The sequence below is a fragment of the Aliiroseovarius sediminilitoris genome, from assembly GCF_900109955.1.
Taxonomy (GTDB): Bacteria; Pseudomonadota; Alphaproteobacteria; order Rhodobacterales; family Rhodobacteraceae; genus Aliiroseovarius; species Aliiroseovarius sediminilitoris.
The window spans coordinates 1170056-1184370 of record NZ_FOJB01000001.1 but is presented as its reverse complement, the minus strand read 5'-3'; the positions used below and the strand labels follow the sequence as shown (position 1 = coordinate 1184370).

14 protein-coding genes are annotated in these 14315 nt (G+C 57.3%); 6 read left to right on the top strand and 8 right to left on the bottom strand.

Going from position 1 to position 14315, the window contains the following annotated elements:
• The first annotated feature begins 9 nt into the window (after positions 1-9).
• Both BMY55_RS05935 and BMY55_RS05930 read left to right on the top strand, forming a co-directional pair.
• Positions 10-927, top strand: coding sequence for a sulfite exporter TauE/SafE family protein (locus BMY55_RS05935; RefSeq protein ID WP_091429125.1), 918 nt, complete (start codon positions 10-12; stop codon positions 925-927).
• A complete protein-coding gene (locus BMY55_RS05930) occupies positions 927-1694 on the top strand; it encodes a TIGR02186 family protein (RefSeq protein WP_091429123.1) in 768 nt (255 codons plus the stop codon). The genes BMY55_RS05935 and BMY55_RS05930 overlap by 1 nt, the downstream gene beginning before the upstream one ends.
• 10 nt (positions 1695-1704) lie before the next feature.
• On the opposite strand, the gene BMY55_RS05925 is transcribed toward BMY55_RS05930, so the two are convergent.
• The 6 genes from BMY55_RS05925 to BMY55_RS05905 form a co-directional block, all read right to left on the bottom strand.
• Positions 1705-3243: an ATP-dependent DNA helicase gene (locus BMY55_RS05925; RefSeq protein WP_091429121.1), complete on the bottom strand. Its 1539-nt coding sequence runs from the start codon at positions 3241-3243 to the stop codon at positions 1705-1707.
• A gap of 67 nt (positions 3244-3310) precedes the next feature.
• A complete protein-coding gene (locus BMY55_RS05920) occupies positions 3311-3961 on the bottom strand; it encodes an acyl-homoserine-lactone synthase (protein WP_091429120.1) in 651 nt (216 codons plus the stop codon).
• A 90-nt stretch (positions 3962-4051) separates the two neighbouring features.
• Positions 4052-4765 carry a helix-turn-helix transcriptional regulator gene (locus BMY55_RS05915; protein ID WP_091429118.1) on the bottom strand — a complete coding sequence of 238 codons (714 nt, stop codon included), beginning with the start codon at positions 4763-4765 and terminating at the stop codon, positions 4052-4054.
• Positions 4710-4925 (bottom strand): hypothetical protein, encoded by a 216-nt coding sequence (locus BMY55_RS16720; protein WP_143064291.1) that lies wholly within the window; start codon positions 4923-4925, stop codon positions 4710-4712. The genes BMY55_RS05915 and BMY55_RS16720 overlap by 56 nt, the downstream gene beginning before the upstream one ends.
• Positions 4926-5177: 252 nt before the next feature.
• Positions 5178-6467, bottom strand: coding sequence for a crotonyl-CoA carboxylase/reductase (gene ccrA, locus BMY55_RS05910; RefSeq protein WP_091432090.1), 1290 nt, complete (start codon positions 6465-6467; stop codon positions 5178-5180).
• Between the two features lie 155 nt (positions 6468-6622).
• Positions 6623-8074 (bottom strand): 1-acyl-sn-glycerol-3-phosphate acyltransferase, encoded by a 1452-nt coding sequence (locus BMY55_RS05905; RefSeq protein WP_091429116.1) that lies wholly within the window; start codon positions 8072-8074, stop codon positions 6623-6625.
• 228 nt (positions 8075-8302) lie between these two features.
• Between BMY55_RS05905 and BMY55_RS05900 the strand changes: the two genes are divergently transcribed.
• Complete coding sequence (locus tag BMY55_RS05900; protein WP_091429115.1) at positions 8303-10270, top strand: protein meaA; 1968 nt, start codon at positions 8303-8305, stop codon at positions 10268-10270.
• A gap of 3 nt (positions 10271-10273) precedes the next feature.
• On the opposite strand, the gene BMY55_RS05895 is transcribed toward BMY55_RS05900, so the two are convergent.
• A complete protein-coding gene (locus BMY55_RS05895) occupies positions 10274-10816 on the bottom strand; it encodes a DUF4329 domain-containing protein (protein WP_245744660.1) in 543 nt (180 codons plus the stop codon).
• A gap of 29 nt (positions 10817-10845) precedes the next feature.
• Between BMY55_RS05895 and deoD the strand changes: the two genes are divergently transcribed.
• Positions 10846-11550, top strand: coding sequence for a purine-nucleoside phosphorylase (gene deoD, locus BMY55_RS05890; RefSeq protein WP_091429114.1), 705 nt, complete (start codon positions 10846-10848; stop codon positions 11548-11550).
• A gap of 9 nt (positions 11551-11559) precedes the next feature.
• Here the strand turns inward: deoD and BMY55_RS05885 are convergent, their stop codons facing one another.
• A complete protein-coding gene (locus tag BMY55_RS05885) occupies positions 11560-12423 on the bottom strand; it encodes an urea carboxylase-associated family protein (protein ID WP_091429112.1) in 864 nt (287 codons plus the stop codon).
• Between the two features lie 132 nt (positions 12424-12555).
• Here BMY55_RS05885 and BMY55_RS05880 point away from each other — a divergent pair, with 132 nt between their 5' ends.
• Positions 12556-13056, top strand: a complete 501-nt coding sequence (locus BMY55_RS05880) for a DUF2478 domain-containing protein (RefSeq protein WP_091429111.1) — start codon at positions 12556-12558, stop codon at positions 13054-13056.
• 54 nt (positions 13057-13110) lie between these two features.
• A complete protein-coding gene (locus tag BMY55_RS05875) occupies positions 13111-14313 on the top strand; it encodes an NAD(P)/FAD-dependent oxidoreductase (RefSeq protein ID WP_091429110.1) in 1203 nt (400 codons plus the stop codon).
• The last annotated feature ends 2 nt before the right edge of the window (positions 14314-14315 follow it).

Here is a 14315-nt window from a genome sequence, read left to right as displayed (position 1 = left end):
TCTTTCCCAATGCAGATTTACCTGCCAATCGCCGAGGTTTCCGTAAACGCGTTTCTGCTGCTCGGGCTTGGTGGCATCGTGGGTGTTCTGTCGGGTATGTTTGGTGTGGGTGGCGGCTTTCTGATGACGCCCTTGCTGTTCTTCATCGGTATTCCGCCCGCGGTCGCGGTGGCCACGGAAGCCAACCAGATCGTGGCCAGCTCGTTCTCTGGCGTTCTGGCGCATTTGAAACGCAAGACGGTGGACCTTCGAATGGGGGTGGTGCTGCTGATCGGTGGTCTGATCGGTGCGGCTTTGGGCGTGCAATTGTTCAATGCGTTGAAAGCAATCGGACAAGTCGATCTGTTGGTCAAATTGTCATATGTCGTGTTCCTTGGCATCATCGGATCCCTGATGTTCGTTGAAAGCGTGCGGGCGTTGATGAAGACCCGCGGGGGGACGGCGGTGCCGACGCGCCGCAAGCACACATGGGTGCACGCCCTGCCCTTCAAGATGAAATTCCGCACCTCGGGCCTCTATATCTCGGTCATTCCGCCCATTCTGGTGGGCGTTCTGGTCGGGATTCTCGCTGCCATCATGGGCGTCGGTGGAGGTTTCATCATGGTGCCGGCCATGATCTATCTACTGGGGATGCCGACTAAGGTGGTTGTGGGAACCTCGCTGTTCCAGATCATCTTCGTGACCGCCTTTACAACGCTTCTGCACGCCACAACCAACTTCACCGTCGATATGGGGTTGGCCGTTCTGCTGCTGATCGGCGGTGTCGTGGGCGCACAGATCGGTGCGCGCATTGGCGTGAAACTGAAAGCAGAGCAGTTGCGGGTGCTGCTGGCGCTGATGGTGCTTGTTGTCTGTGGCAAACTTGGGTTGGACCTGCTGATCCAACCGGCCGAGCTTTATGAAATCGGTCAGGCCGGGGCGCACTGATGCTGCGTGCCATTTCCATCCTCTCGTTGATGTTCTTCGCCGCCCTGCCCGCACGCGCAGAAAAAGTCGTTGCGGGACTTAGCCAGAACCGCGTTTCGATCACGGCGACTTTTGTGGGGTCGGAGATCCTGATCTTCGGTGCTGTCAAGCGGGACGCCCCGCCCCCCAACGACAGCCCCCTTCAAGTGATCGTCGTCGTCGAGGGCCCAGCGCACCCGATCACTGTGCGCAAAAAGGACAAGCGTTTCGGGATATGGGTGAACACGGACTCGATCGAACTGGCCGCTGCGCCAAGCTTCTATGCTGTTGCAACATCAGCGCCGCTGACTGAAACATTGTCGATCCTTGACGACCTGAAGCACGTCATTTCGGTCGAGCGGTCGATCCGCATCAGCGACAACCCCTTCACCAACGAAGACCCGCGCGACTTCACCCGCGCCCTGATCCGCATCCGCGAAAAGTCGGGGCTATATAAGCTGATGGAAAACAGCGTCAAATTGCAGGAAGAAACGCTGTTCGACACGCGAATAGCCCTGCCCGCCAATGTGACCGAAGGTGACTATCGCACACGTATCTATCTGACGCGGGACGGTAATGTTGCCTCGCAATATGAAACGGTGATCAACGTTCAGAAGGTTGGGCTGGAACGGTGGATCTTCAACCTCGCCCACGAACAACCATTGATCTATGGCATCCTGTCACTGGTGATCGCGATTGCCGCTGGATGGGGCGCATCAGCCCTGTTTCGCGTGATCCTGCGCACGTGATCTGTCCGAGTCAGGCTGCGCCTTCGTCCGGCGCGGCAAGGGTCAACTCCACCGGCTTTGCAGCCAAGTCGCTTGTCGACAATGCGACCTCTGGCCGGGCCATCGCATAGCGTTTCACCCAAAACAAGCGCGTCTCGGCCCGCGTGATGGCGACATAGGCCAGACGTTTCCACAACGGCAGCCCAGCCTCTGTTCGTCCCGCCCGCGATGCCGCCCAGATGTCCGGCGCGAAGACCTGCACCTCAGGCCACTGTGACCCCTGTGCCTTGTGAATGGTCACAGCCGCCCCATGCAAAAAAGCCGCGCCCATGTTGGCGGCATACGGGATGAACGGTTCTTCTTCGTCAGGCATTTCAATCTTGATGATCGAGGCCGCTGACAATTGCGGATCCTCGGCCCCCAACACGTGCAATCGTGAAAACCCCGGACGTTTTCCGGGGCCAAGATAAACACATTGCGCGCCCTTGATCAGGCCGCGCGCTTCCAGATCAATACGTTTCTTGCGATGCTTCAGAGGCAGCTCGATCCCGTCGCAGATCAGCGGTTCACCGGGCATCAGTTCATGCTCAGGCGCGCCAAATGCCCCCCGGAATGCGGTGATCAGTCGGACGCGTGTCACATTGCGCCAAACCAGAACGGGCGAGCGCGCCATCAGATCGGCATTCACGCGGGGTGCAACCACCACCCGATCGTCCAAGCGTGCGGCCTCTTCGATCATGTTTTCGAACGTTGCGAAATCCAGCGTGTCATCCGCCAGAGCATGGGCCAGATCCAGAATTGGGTTATCGTGTTCCTGACGGTGAATACGATGCAGCACCATCTTTCGGCTGTCGCCCAGCCGATCAAAGACCATTTCACCCGATTGGCCCACCGGGGCCAGCTGTGCGGGATCACCAAACAATACCAATGTCGGGAAGATCTCGCGCAGATCGTTGAACTGTTTTTCGTCCAGCATCGAACTTTCGTCGACAAAGCCAATATCCAAAGGGTCATCCCGCCGTTTCCAGCCGGTGATGAAATCTGATCCGCGCAATCCTGCCGCAGCAAGCGCCCCCGGAATGGACTTCTGGGCCTGATAAAAAGCAAAAGCGCGATCCAGCGCCGCATCAGTCAGACCTTCGACCGATGGCCGCTCCCCGTTTCCGGCCAGCCATTCGGCGATCTTTTCGTATTCGGGGTCATAGACGGGAGTATAAAGGATGCGATGAATCGTCGTTGCTGGCACGCCGCGGTTGCGCAACACGCTGGCCGCCTTGTTGGTCGGGGCTAATATGGCCAAAGTCCTGCGATCCTTGCGACGTTTGCCTTCCCAATCGCCGGACACGACCTCGACCCCGGCTTCTTGCAGCGCGCGATACAGTTGGGCAAGCAGCATCGTCTTGCCCGACCCCGCTTTACCGACGACGGCCATCACTTGCGACTTGCCGTCGGACAATGGCGTCAGCAGCGCATCATCCAAATCAACGCCTGCCCCGCGCAGCATTTCAGCCACGCGGTCATGGGCGTCCGCTTGGTCATCAGAATAGGTCAGGTGCGCGCCAGTGGTCATGGCGCGACCCTAACCTGCGCTCTGATGCTGCGCCAGCACGTATGGCGCACATCAGTATGATGACCGCTTATGCACTTGCGGGAATGGCATCCGGTGCAACAACACGTTGGCCAAGACCCAGCGAATACCGCAACCAGTTCTTGCTGGTTTCGCGATCCACGCCCACTCGGGCAAGTGTCGGCGCAAAGGCATCATCATTCATGGACCAAAGACCCACACCAATGCGGTCTTTACCTTCACCGGCAGTTCCGATGACTTCCGGCTCCAGCCCCATCAGGCGATAGATCCGCTCCATACGCGGATCGAACACACCGACATAGTGGCGCAGCTTGAAGGCGGCCATCAATTCGCCTGCACCAAGTGCCAGAGCGGCCGAGGCCCGACGATCCGCGCCTGGCGCGAGGCAGAAGCGGGTGCATTCCCAGATCAGCGGACTTTCGATATGCACCCCGTCCGTCAGGTGATCGAAATGGTCGTTGACCATGGTTTGGCCCACCGTAGGTAGAAAACGCATTGAGCCGCCATGGCGACCATCTGCCTGTTCCCAGATCACGTATAGGGGATTCATGTCGTCGTATTCATCCCGCTCATGGCCTGCATCGTCTACATGGACATCCCAGCCCAACCGACGAGAAAACTGTTCCGCACGATCACGAAACATTGTGTCTGCAAGCAGAGGGAAGTTGTTCAAATCATTACCATAGAGATAGCGCAGCATCGGTTTGGCTCCTTTGTCCGATAAGTTAGCCAAATGATGGTCGCCTTATGGTTAAAATAAGGCAAATGTCTTAAGCGTTTTAGATGTATTTTATACGATGATGATCCCCGCAGACAACGCACGCGCTACCGCATGGGTTGTATTCATCGCGCCAAGTTTGTGTCGCGCCGATTCGATATACACTCTTAGCGTGTGTTCTGAGATGTTCATTTCTGCCGCAGATTGTGCGCGATTCATGCCCTTCGCCAAGCACGTCATCGCCGATAACTCGCGAGGCGACAGTGACGGGGATTGAACATCCTGCCCCCACTTCTCAAATTCCAACGCTTTTTTGTTCAGTTCATGCGAGATGATCATCAGGTCGCGCGTGTTCTCATCGACGAAGGTTTCCCAAGCGTCATCTTCAGCGGTCGCGTTCATGGTAAACAGAGCGAATTGCCCGTTGGGACCACGTATCGGAATGGTAAATCCCTGGTTGCCCAAACCATAGTTCATGGCATCCTGAAACATCTCCCGCGCCGCCTTCGACGACCAGTCGAGCGACTTCCAGATGACCGGTGTAAATCTTTGAAAACAACCGAAAATAACCGGGTCGATACGCAAGTAATCTTTTTCAAGATAGCGATCAACCCACTCGGCGCTGTAAGTGCCCGCGCCGAACCTTTCACCAACGGAATTAACCCAATGATAAACCGTATGCGAAACGTCATAGTGGTCCCGCAGAGCCTCGGTTACGGCTTGCAGGTCTTCAAGCGAGCTCGCCGCCTGCAACGTAGAGACAAGGTCTTCCAACCGGTTTTTCATATTCGCGCGCGTTCTCCGTCTCTTGACGTGAGGCGGAGGCGATTTCTGTCATGGCAATCAGTCGCGCGTCATCAAGCTGGTCGGCCGTGACGTTCAAACCATTTTTAACCGCGTAGGCCTTCAGGTCAGTAAGAACATCAATGATCCATTCATCAGACATGTAAAGCCTCGATCTCGCAAGTTGGGAAATCAACCTTCGCATGTGTTTTCTCATTTCGGTATTCACCCATTTAACCTCCCCATAAATGGGGAGGATGAAACACGTAACATATTGTTCTTTGAATAAACCGACCAGTGGGTCAGCTTTAAGAGTAGGTGATTCGCAAATCTAACATGTGAAGTGTTTCAAAATTCGACAAAAAAACCCTCCGCCCAGATCGGACGGAGGGCTGAATTTCAGTTGGTTTTGGGTTTATTTCGGGCCGGCCTCAAGAGCGTCTTCAAAAGTGCGCAGACCGGTCTTCGGTGCCTGAACCAGGACCGCCATGTTGCCGGGCTTGTGTTGATTGCGCAACATTTTCATATGTGCGTCCGGAATATCTTCCCATGGGAAGACTTCGGACATGCAGGGGTCGATTCGACGCTCAATCATCATGCGGTTGGCCGAGGCCGCTTGCTTCAGATGCGCAAAGTGGCTGCCTTGGATGCGCTTTTGGTGCATCCACAGATACCGCACATCAAAGGTGCAGTTGAACCCGGTGGTGCCGGCGCAGATCACGACCATACCGCCCTTTTTGCAGACGAAGGTCGACACCGGAAACGTGGCTTCACCAGGGTGTTCGAACACCATATCCACGTTGTTGCCCTTGCCGGTGATATCCCAAATGGCTTTGCCGAACTTTCGCACTTCCTTGAACCACGCCGCATATTCGGGTGTGTTCACGGTGGGCAGTTGTCCCCAGCAATTGAAATCCTTGCGGTTGATGACGCCTTTTGCGCCAAGTGACATGACGAACTCGCGTTTGTCTTCATCCGAGATCACGCCAACCGCATTCGCACCCGCAGCATTAATCAACTGGATCGCAAACGATCCCAGACCACCAGAGGCACCCCAGACCAGCACGTTCTGGCCGGGTTTCAGTTCATGCGGTGCGTGACCGAACAACATCCGATAGGCAGTGGCCAAGGTCAGCGTATAGCAGGCGCTTTCTTCCCAAGTCAGGTGCTTGGGACGCGGCAAAAGCTGTTGTGCCTGCACGTTGGTGAACTGCGCGAAAGACCCGTCGGGGGTTTCGTATCCCCAAATCCGCTGCGAGGGTGAAAACATCGGATCGCCGCCGTTACACTCTTCGTCGTCGCCGTCATCCTGGTTGCAATGGATGACAACTTCGTCGCCCACTTTCCAGCTTTTCACCTTGTCGCCAACCGCCCAGACGATACCCGAAGCATCCGACCCGGCGATGTGATAATCCGCGCCGTGGCCATCAAACGGGGAGATCGGGACACCAAGACCGGCCCAAACACCGTTATAGTTCACGCCAGCGGCCATCACGAGGACGAGCACCTCGTGGCTGTCCAATACCGGAGTATCGACAACTTCAACCTGAAACGATTTGTCCGGTTCGCCATGGCGTTCACGGCGGATGGCCCATGCATACATCTGCTTGGGCACATACCCGAGCGGCGGCATCTCACCGATCTCGTACAGGTCCTTCTTCGGGGCATCGTAATCTGCGATGCTGGGTTGAGTATCCAAAGCCATCGGGGCCTCCTTCTGTTGCGCGTTATCCGATTCTGTTGCCGCGATGCAGAAATGCGGCTGCTCGTGCAGCATTACGTATCGCCTCGCAAGAATGCAACAACGTTTAGCCATTTTTTGTAATTTTATGTCGTGCTCAATTCAAGGCGAACCAAGCATCAGTCCGGAAAACCGGCCGCGTCCGCGACCTCGGCCGGGCTCAAATCAGACATCTGAACCGTCGTGATGGCATCGGACAAATGTGCAATGGAGTTCGCGTAATAGGCTAGAATCAAGCGATCAGGCTGGTTGACACGATACCGGGCAAGTGGTCCCTCGCCTTCTTCGACGATCAGCTTACGCAATGACAGCAGCCTGATACCAACTTCCGTCGCATAGCTCATATCTCCACGCGGCAGATGCACATGGGCACCCGAGGCCTCCATATCCGAGACCAGCGCCGCAAAGCGGGCTTCCACCTCGGCGCGGGTCAACGTCTCTTGCTCAAGCATGATTGCCGCCACAACGGGAACAGGTAGAACGGGCACCACATCGCGAATGCGTGACATCAGCTCGTGGCCCAGGTTTTCCAGTGGGTCTTCCTCCGTCCTGTGGCTCGCGAGATATTCGTTCAGCGATAAGGGCGCACCAAATGACACACTGGCATACCCGAAACGATGGAACTTCCCCGTCACACGTTGCCAAACATGGCGCCCGATGTGGCGGGCGACGTATTTGAATCGCAACCCAAACCGCCGATTGCCCAAGATATCGGCCCTGACAAGCACCCGATCCTCCAGCACGCGATCATAGTTCATGGCGACGGGGACAAAGACGACGTTGCGGTTCACCTCTGGATCAAAGTCCTGCACAAGATAGCTCAGCAGCCCCAGTTTCGGCTCGCCGACAGTTCCATTCAGGCTTAATCCGCCTTCGGGAAACATCGCTTGTGTGACCCCGCCATCCGTTGCCAGTCGCACATAGCGCGACAACACCTTGCGATACAAAGCATTGCGACTTTTTCGACGAATGAAATAGGCACCCATCGACCGTATCAACATGCGTAGCGGCCAGACCCGCGCCCATTCCCCCACGGCATAGGAAAGATGTGACCGTTCAGCGGCCAGCCACGTGACCAGAACGTAATCCATGTTCGACCGATGGTTCATCACGAAGACGATGGTCGAATCCGGATCGATCTCTTTCAACCGCGCCTCATCGAAAGCCCCAAGTCGCACACGATAGAAAGAACGGCTGAGCAGTTTGGCAATCCATATACCGAAGCCAAAATATGCTGTGGCCGAAAACCGTGGCACGATCTCGCGAGCATAGCGTTGTGCGGTTTCAAAGGCGACTTGCTCTGGCATGCCCGATTTGCGCGCATGTTCGGCGATCGCCTTTGCAACCTCGGGGTCATATGAGAGGCGTTGAACCATGTCATAGCGACGCGCCAGTTTGAACGGCTCGATCGGACGTTCGAGCTTTTCATTCAGCCGTTCCACCGCCCGCTCAAGTCGCTTGCGGAAGAACCAGCGGACCGAAGGAAACAGGAAATGGGACGCGAACGTCACCGTGGCGAAAGCCAGAATCAGAACAAGAAGCCACAGGGGCAATTCTATGGAACGCGTCATGGCGCTACGTTTTCAGGAAAAAGCGACAAGGTAAAGACGGCGCGTCGTGCCGCAAAAGCAATCCGGTGGTGTGAATTGGATCGTATGCTGCAAGACTATCCACTGCGCCCCAAAAAGATCGATGCATGCCGCACCTTGCGCAACTTTCTTCCCACGAATTTCACCCTTGCGTAATATTCTTTCGTCTGCGAAAAATGCTGCAGCGCAACAAAACGATGAGTCTCTGACATGCCCAGCCAAAACTCGATCCGCCCCTGGCTTTTCCGCACCTATGCCGGTCACTCGACCGCCAAAGCCTCGAACGAGCTTTACCGCACCAATCTGGCCAAAGGTCAGACGGGCCTATCGGTGGCCTTCGATCTGCCAACTCAGACGGGCTATGACAGTGACCACAAACTGTCGCGCGGTGAAGTGGGCAAGGTGGGCGTGCCGCTTGGCCATCTGGGGGACATGCGGGCATTGTTTGAAAATATCCCGCTGGAGCAGATGAACACCTCGATGACGATCAACGCCACTGCGCCGTGGTTGTTGTCGCTCTATATTGCAGCCGCTGAAGAACAGGGCGCGGATGTATCCAAGCTGCAAGGCACGGTGCAGAACGATATCATAAAGGAATACCTGTCACGCGGCACCTATGTCTGCCCGCCCGAGCCGTCCCTGCGCATGATCACCGATGTCGCCGCCTATACGCGCCAGCATCTGCCAAAGTGGAACCCGATGAACGTGTGTTCCTATCACCTGCAAGAGGCAGGCGCGACGCCCGAAGAAGAACTGGCCTTCGCGCTTGCCACCGCCATCGCCGTGCTGGACGATCTGAAAAACAAAGTCCCGGCGGACGCCTTCCCAGCCATGGTAGGCCGCATCAGCTTCTTCGTAAACGCGGGCATCCGGTTCGTCACCGAGATGTGCAAGATGCGCGCCTTTGTCGAGTTGTGGGATGAAATCACCCGCGACCGCTATGGTGTGGAAGACCCGAAATTCCGCCGTTTCCGCTATGGGGTTCAGGTGAACTCGCTGGGCCTGACCGAGCAGCAGCCAGAAAACAACGTCTATCGCATCCTGATCGAAATGCTGGCGGTTACGCTGTCGAAAAATGCCCGCGCCCGCGCCGTGCAGCTGCCGGCGTGGAACGAGGCGCTTGGCCTGCCCCGCCCATGGGATCAGCAATGGTCCCTTCGGATGCAACAGATCCTTGCGTATGAAACGGACCTTCTGGAGTTCGATGACCTGTTTGACGAAAACCCCGCTGTGGACCGTAAAGTGGCCGAGTTGAAAGACGGTGCACGCGCCGAACTGGCCCAGATTGACGGGATGGGCGGCGCGGTGGCGGCCATCGAATACATGAAGTCGCGTTTGGTGGATTCAAATGCCCGCCGCATCAACAAGATCGAGGCGGGCGAAACCACCGTGGTCGGTGTGAACCGCTGGACCGAAGCCGCCGAAAGCCCGCTTACGGCAGGGGATGGCGCGATCATGGTCGCTGATCAGGAAGCCGAGGCCGATCAGATCGCACGTCTTGAGCAATGGCGTGCCGATCGCAATGCGACCGATGTTAAGCAAGCGTTGGAAAATCTGCGCATCGCAGCCAAGTCCGGCGACAACATCATGCCGCCCTCAATCGCCGCCGCCAAAGCGGGTGTGACGACAGGTGAATGGGGCGAAGTGATGCGCCAGACCTTTGGCCAGTATCGTGCACCGACGGGCGTGTCGAAAAACCCATCAAACCGCACCGAAGGGCTGGACGATATTCGCGCCCGTGTGGATGCGGTCTCTGACGCGCTTGGCCGTCGCCTGACCTTTCTTGTGGGCAAACCTGGGTTGGATGGTCATTCTAACGGGGCCGAGCAGATTGCCGCCCGTGCCCGAGATTGCGGAATGGACATTACCTATGAAGGCATTCGTCTGACGCCGGAAGAACTGGTCGCATCCGCGCTTGAAACCAAAGCCCACGTGGTCGGCCTGTCAATCCTGTCAGGCAGCCACATCCCGCTTCTGGAAGAACTGATCGAACGGATGCGCGCGGCCGGACTGGGTCACATCCCGGTGGTCGCGGGCGGTATCATTCCGGACGACGATGCCAACCGTCTGCGCGCGATGGGTGTTGCCAAGGTCTATACGCCGAAGGATTTCGAATTGAACACCATCATGGAAGATATTGTGACGTTGGTTGCGCCCAAAACCGTCGCGGCGGAATAGGCATCACCCGCCAAACGACATCAGCTTATCGATCAACTGGTCATATTGATAACGGGGCGCGATTGGTCCCATATCGCCTTCAAGGAAGTTCGCATCCATTGGCAGGCAACCGATACCGCACACATGCCGCGCCACCATCTTTTGCGTGTCGATATACCAAAGCCGACCGCCGGGCGTGGCGACCCAGCCGTTGACGCCTTCAAACTCGTCGGTGGCCATATCGTCGCCTGACGGCACTTCGTTGGCATAGCGGGACGAGAAGGCACCGTGGGTGTGATAGGACGACACGACATTGACCAAGTTGTCGGGGTCGCGCGCCCGACAGGTGCCCTTGCCGCCGCGCCACGCCTTCGACGCCACGAGCTTGCCGGAGCGATCATACCCGATATACCCGCAATATTCGCGATTGGCCCGGATCGAGATCGGTTGCAGTTTCGCAAACACCTTCTTCACCAATGCAAGCTCGCCCGGCTCTTGCGCCAAGGCAGGAAGTGGGAGGATAAAGAGGGCAAAGAACAGCGCGCGCATCAGGGATTCCGGTTTCATATGCGTGACTTTACCCACAGGAGATAGCTATGACCATCCACATCGGTGCCGCACCCGGCCAGATCGCAGAAACTGTCCTGATGCCGGGCGACCCCTATCGCGCCCGCTGGGCCGCCGAGACCTTTCTGGACGGTGCGGAACTGGTGAACGAGGTGCGCGGAATGCTCGGATTTACCGGCACTTACAGGGGTAATCGGGTATCAATTCAAGGGTCAGGCATGGGGATGCCGAGCCTGTCGATCTATGCCAACGAGTTGATCAGGGATTACGGCGTGAAAACCCTGATCCGCGTCGGCTCTATCGGGGGGATGCAGCCGCAGGTTAAGGTCCGTGATGTGATCATCGCCATGACCTGCACAACAGTCGCAACGCCGTCATCCACGATCTTTCGCGACTTGAATTACTCACCTTGCGCCGATTATGGCCTGCTGGAAGCCGCCGTTGCTGCGACACGAAAACGCGATGTGGGGGTGCATGTGGGCGGCATCTACAGCTCGGACACCTTCTATGACGAACGCCCTGACCTGAACGAACAAATGACCCGTCACGGGATCCTTGGGGTCGAGATGGAGGCCGCCGAGCTTTACACCCTTGCCGCCCGTCATGGCGTGCGGGCGCTTGGGATCATGACCGTATCCGATCACTTGCAAACCGGCGAGGCGCTGCCATCCGATCAGCGCGAGAAGACCTTTGGCGACATGATCGAGATTGCACTGGAAGCCGCCTTCGCGTGATCTGCGCGGTCAAACCCCATGCGTCCGGTCATAGCCGTTCACCGGCGGCTGTGACCAATCCCTTAGTGCATTTTCTGTCGGCGCGAACAGCTCGATCATCAACGGGTGGCAGGTGGCGGTATCCGAGCTGTGCTCGGACGAACAATCACCCCCAGGGCAGGTGCTGAGCGCCCCAAGCAGGTCAATTTCGGCAAAGAACTCTAGATAGTCACCGGGCCGCACCGGGCTGGCTTTCATGAAATACTGCCCCGTGTCCCGCGTGAAACCCGTGCACATGAAAACATTCAAAACATCGTGGATGTGTGGTTCGGCGTCACATGCAGGGCAGTCAAGGTAATCGGCCAGCGCGCGCGTCAGGTTAGAATGGCAACAATGGTGATAGTGACCGCCCACCAGCAGATTATGTGTGTACGGGTCGCACCGCGTGCCGATCACATCGTGAACGGACCCACCAAATTCGTCAAACCCGTACCAATCAAGCGTGTCTTCAACGATGGTTGCGATGGGACGCAGATAGGGATGACTTGACCAAATCCGATCTGATACAGACAGATGCGTGCCATGGAGCGCCCGCGTCTTGCCTGAATAGAACCTTTCGTGCAGATCGTGCAGATTCCACAGATTCAGATCTCCAACCTGTGGTCCCTCTACCGAATTGATCCGAAAGTAATGACCTGCGGGCACTTGAAACACCTTCGCATCCCGCGGCGGCACCAGCACTTCAGTGATTTTTCTCGCTGTTTTCCGCGCGGCCCGATAGAGCGCTATATTTGGTACAGGCAATCCATCGACAGGATAGCAAATAACTGGCGCGACTGCGCGGCGCTGCGCTGCATCTCGCGGCGGTCGGTGATCAGGGAGTTTCAGCTTCATGATGGCGCACCTTTCTTTTCCAACATCTGGCCACAGCCGGTCGCACCACGCAAGCGCATCAGAGGGGCGTCACGGCAATTGACAACGCCCGTTCCGATTGGCATCTGATAAGCACGGTCGATTGGGGATTGCATGAAACTCGCCTATGTCATCGCGCCCGGTCGGGGCAAAACCAACCTGTTGCTTGCAGGCGTCGCGGACGCGTTGACGCGGCAAGGTCTGGCCCTGTGCGGGACCGTCCAGCTTGATACCGAACGCGCCGAGGATCACCATTGCGATATGGATGTCCTGGTGTTGCCTGACGGTCCAAAGATCCGCATCAGCCAGTATCTTGGTGCCAACGCGCGCGGCTGCAAACTGAACCCCGATGCGTTGGAGACAGCGGTGGGGCAAACCGAAGACCGTTTGAAAGCCGGTGCCGATCTTCTGATCGTCAACAAATTCGGCAAACAGGAAGCCGAGGGGCGTGGCTTTCGTGAAGCCGTGGGCGAAGCACTGGCCCGCGACATCCCGGCGATCATCGGTGTTTCCGAAGGGTCGCGCGAGGCGTTCATGGCGTTTGTTGGCGACGCCGAACAGCTTTCCCCTGACCATGATGCCGTCCTGTCATGGGCGCGGGAGGCGACGCGATGACGGGGCGTTGGCGGTTCCGCAGCACCTCTGACCCAGCTTGATCAAGTGGCTGCGATGGCGACAGATCCACACCAACAAACCTATGATGTGATCATCGTGGGCGGAGCCATCATGGGGTCGTCGGTGGCTTGGTGGCTGAGCCAATCACCGGATTTTCAGGGCCGTATATTGGTGGTCGAACGTGACCCAAGCTATGCGCTGTGCTCTACGGCACATACGAACTCCTGCCTCCGGCAGCAATTCAGCGAGCCGCTAAATGTGCGTATCTCGCAATTCACCGCTTCCTTCATCAAGAATTTGCGGGCCAATATGGGCGGCGACCCCCGCATCGAAGATCTGACCATCCAAAGCTTCGGGTATCTTTATCTCGCCCACAACAAGGCGCATGCCGACGCGCTGCGCGCCGCGCAAGCGATGCAGCGCCGCCTTGGCGCGGCCACCCGTATTCTGTCGCGAGACGAGATTGCGCAGGATTTTCCGTTCTATCAGTTGGACGACATTCTTTTAGGAAGCCACGGCACGCGCGACGAAGGCTACTGGGATGGTGGGGCGTTGTTTGATTGGTTCCGACGCAAAGCGGTCGCCGCCGGTGTCGAATATGTGGCGGGCGAGGTTGAGGCAATCACCACGGCGCAGGATAAAGTGGTCAATGTTACCCTGTCCTCAGGACAGACGCTGTCTTGTGGTCATCTGGTCAACGCCGCCGGTCCGCGCGCCAGACTGGTCGCGCGCATGGCGGGGTTGGACATCCCCGTCGAGCCACGGAAGCGGTTCACATGGGTGGTCAAAGCAGAGCGTCCGCTTGATCGTCAGCTTCCCCTGACCATCGACCCATCTGGCGTTCACATCAGACAGGATGGTCCCGAAACCTATATGATCGGCGCGCGGCCCGACCCCGATCCGGCAGTCGACCCCGATGATTTCCATATGGATCACGGGCTATGGGAGCATCATGTCTGGCCGATCGTGGCGACGCGTATTCCCCAGTTCGACGCCCTGAAGATCGTGCACGAATGGGCGGGTCATTATGCCTATAACACACTGGATCAAAATGCCGTTCTTGGCCCACATAACAAGGTTGAGAACTTCTATTTTATCAACGGTTTTTCCGGCCACGGACTGCAACAAGCCCCCGCGATGGGGCGCGGCCTTGCCGAGTTGATCACAACCGGCAGCTTCCAGACGCTGGACCTTTGCCCGTTTGGCTATGACCGGATCGTAGAAGGCCGCCCGATTGGTGAAACCGCAGTGATCTAGAC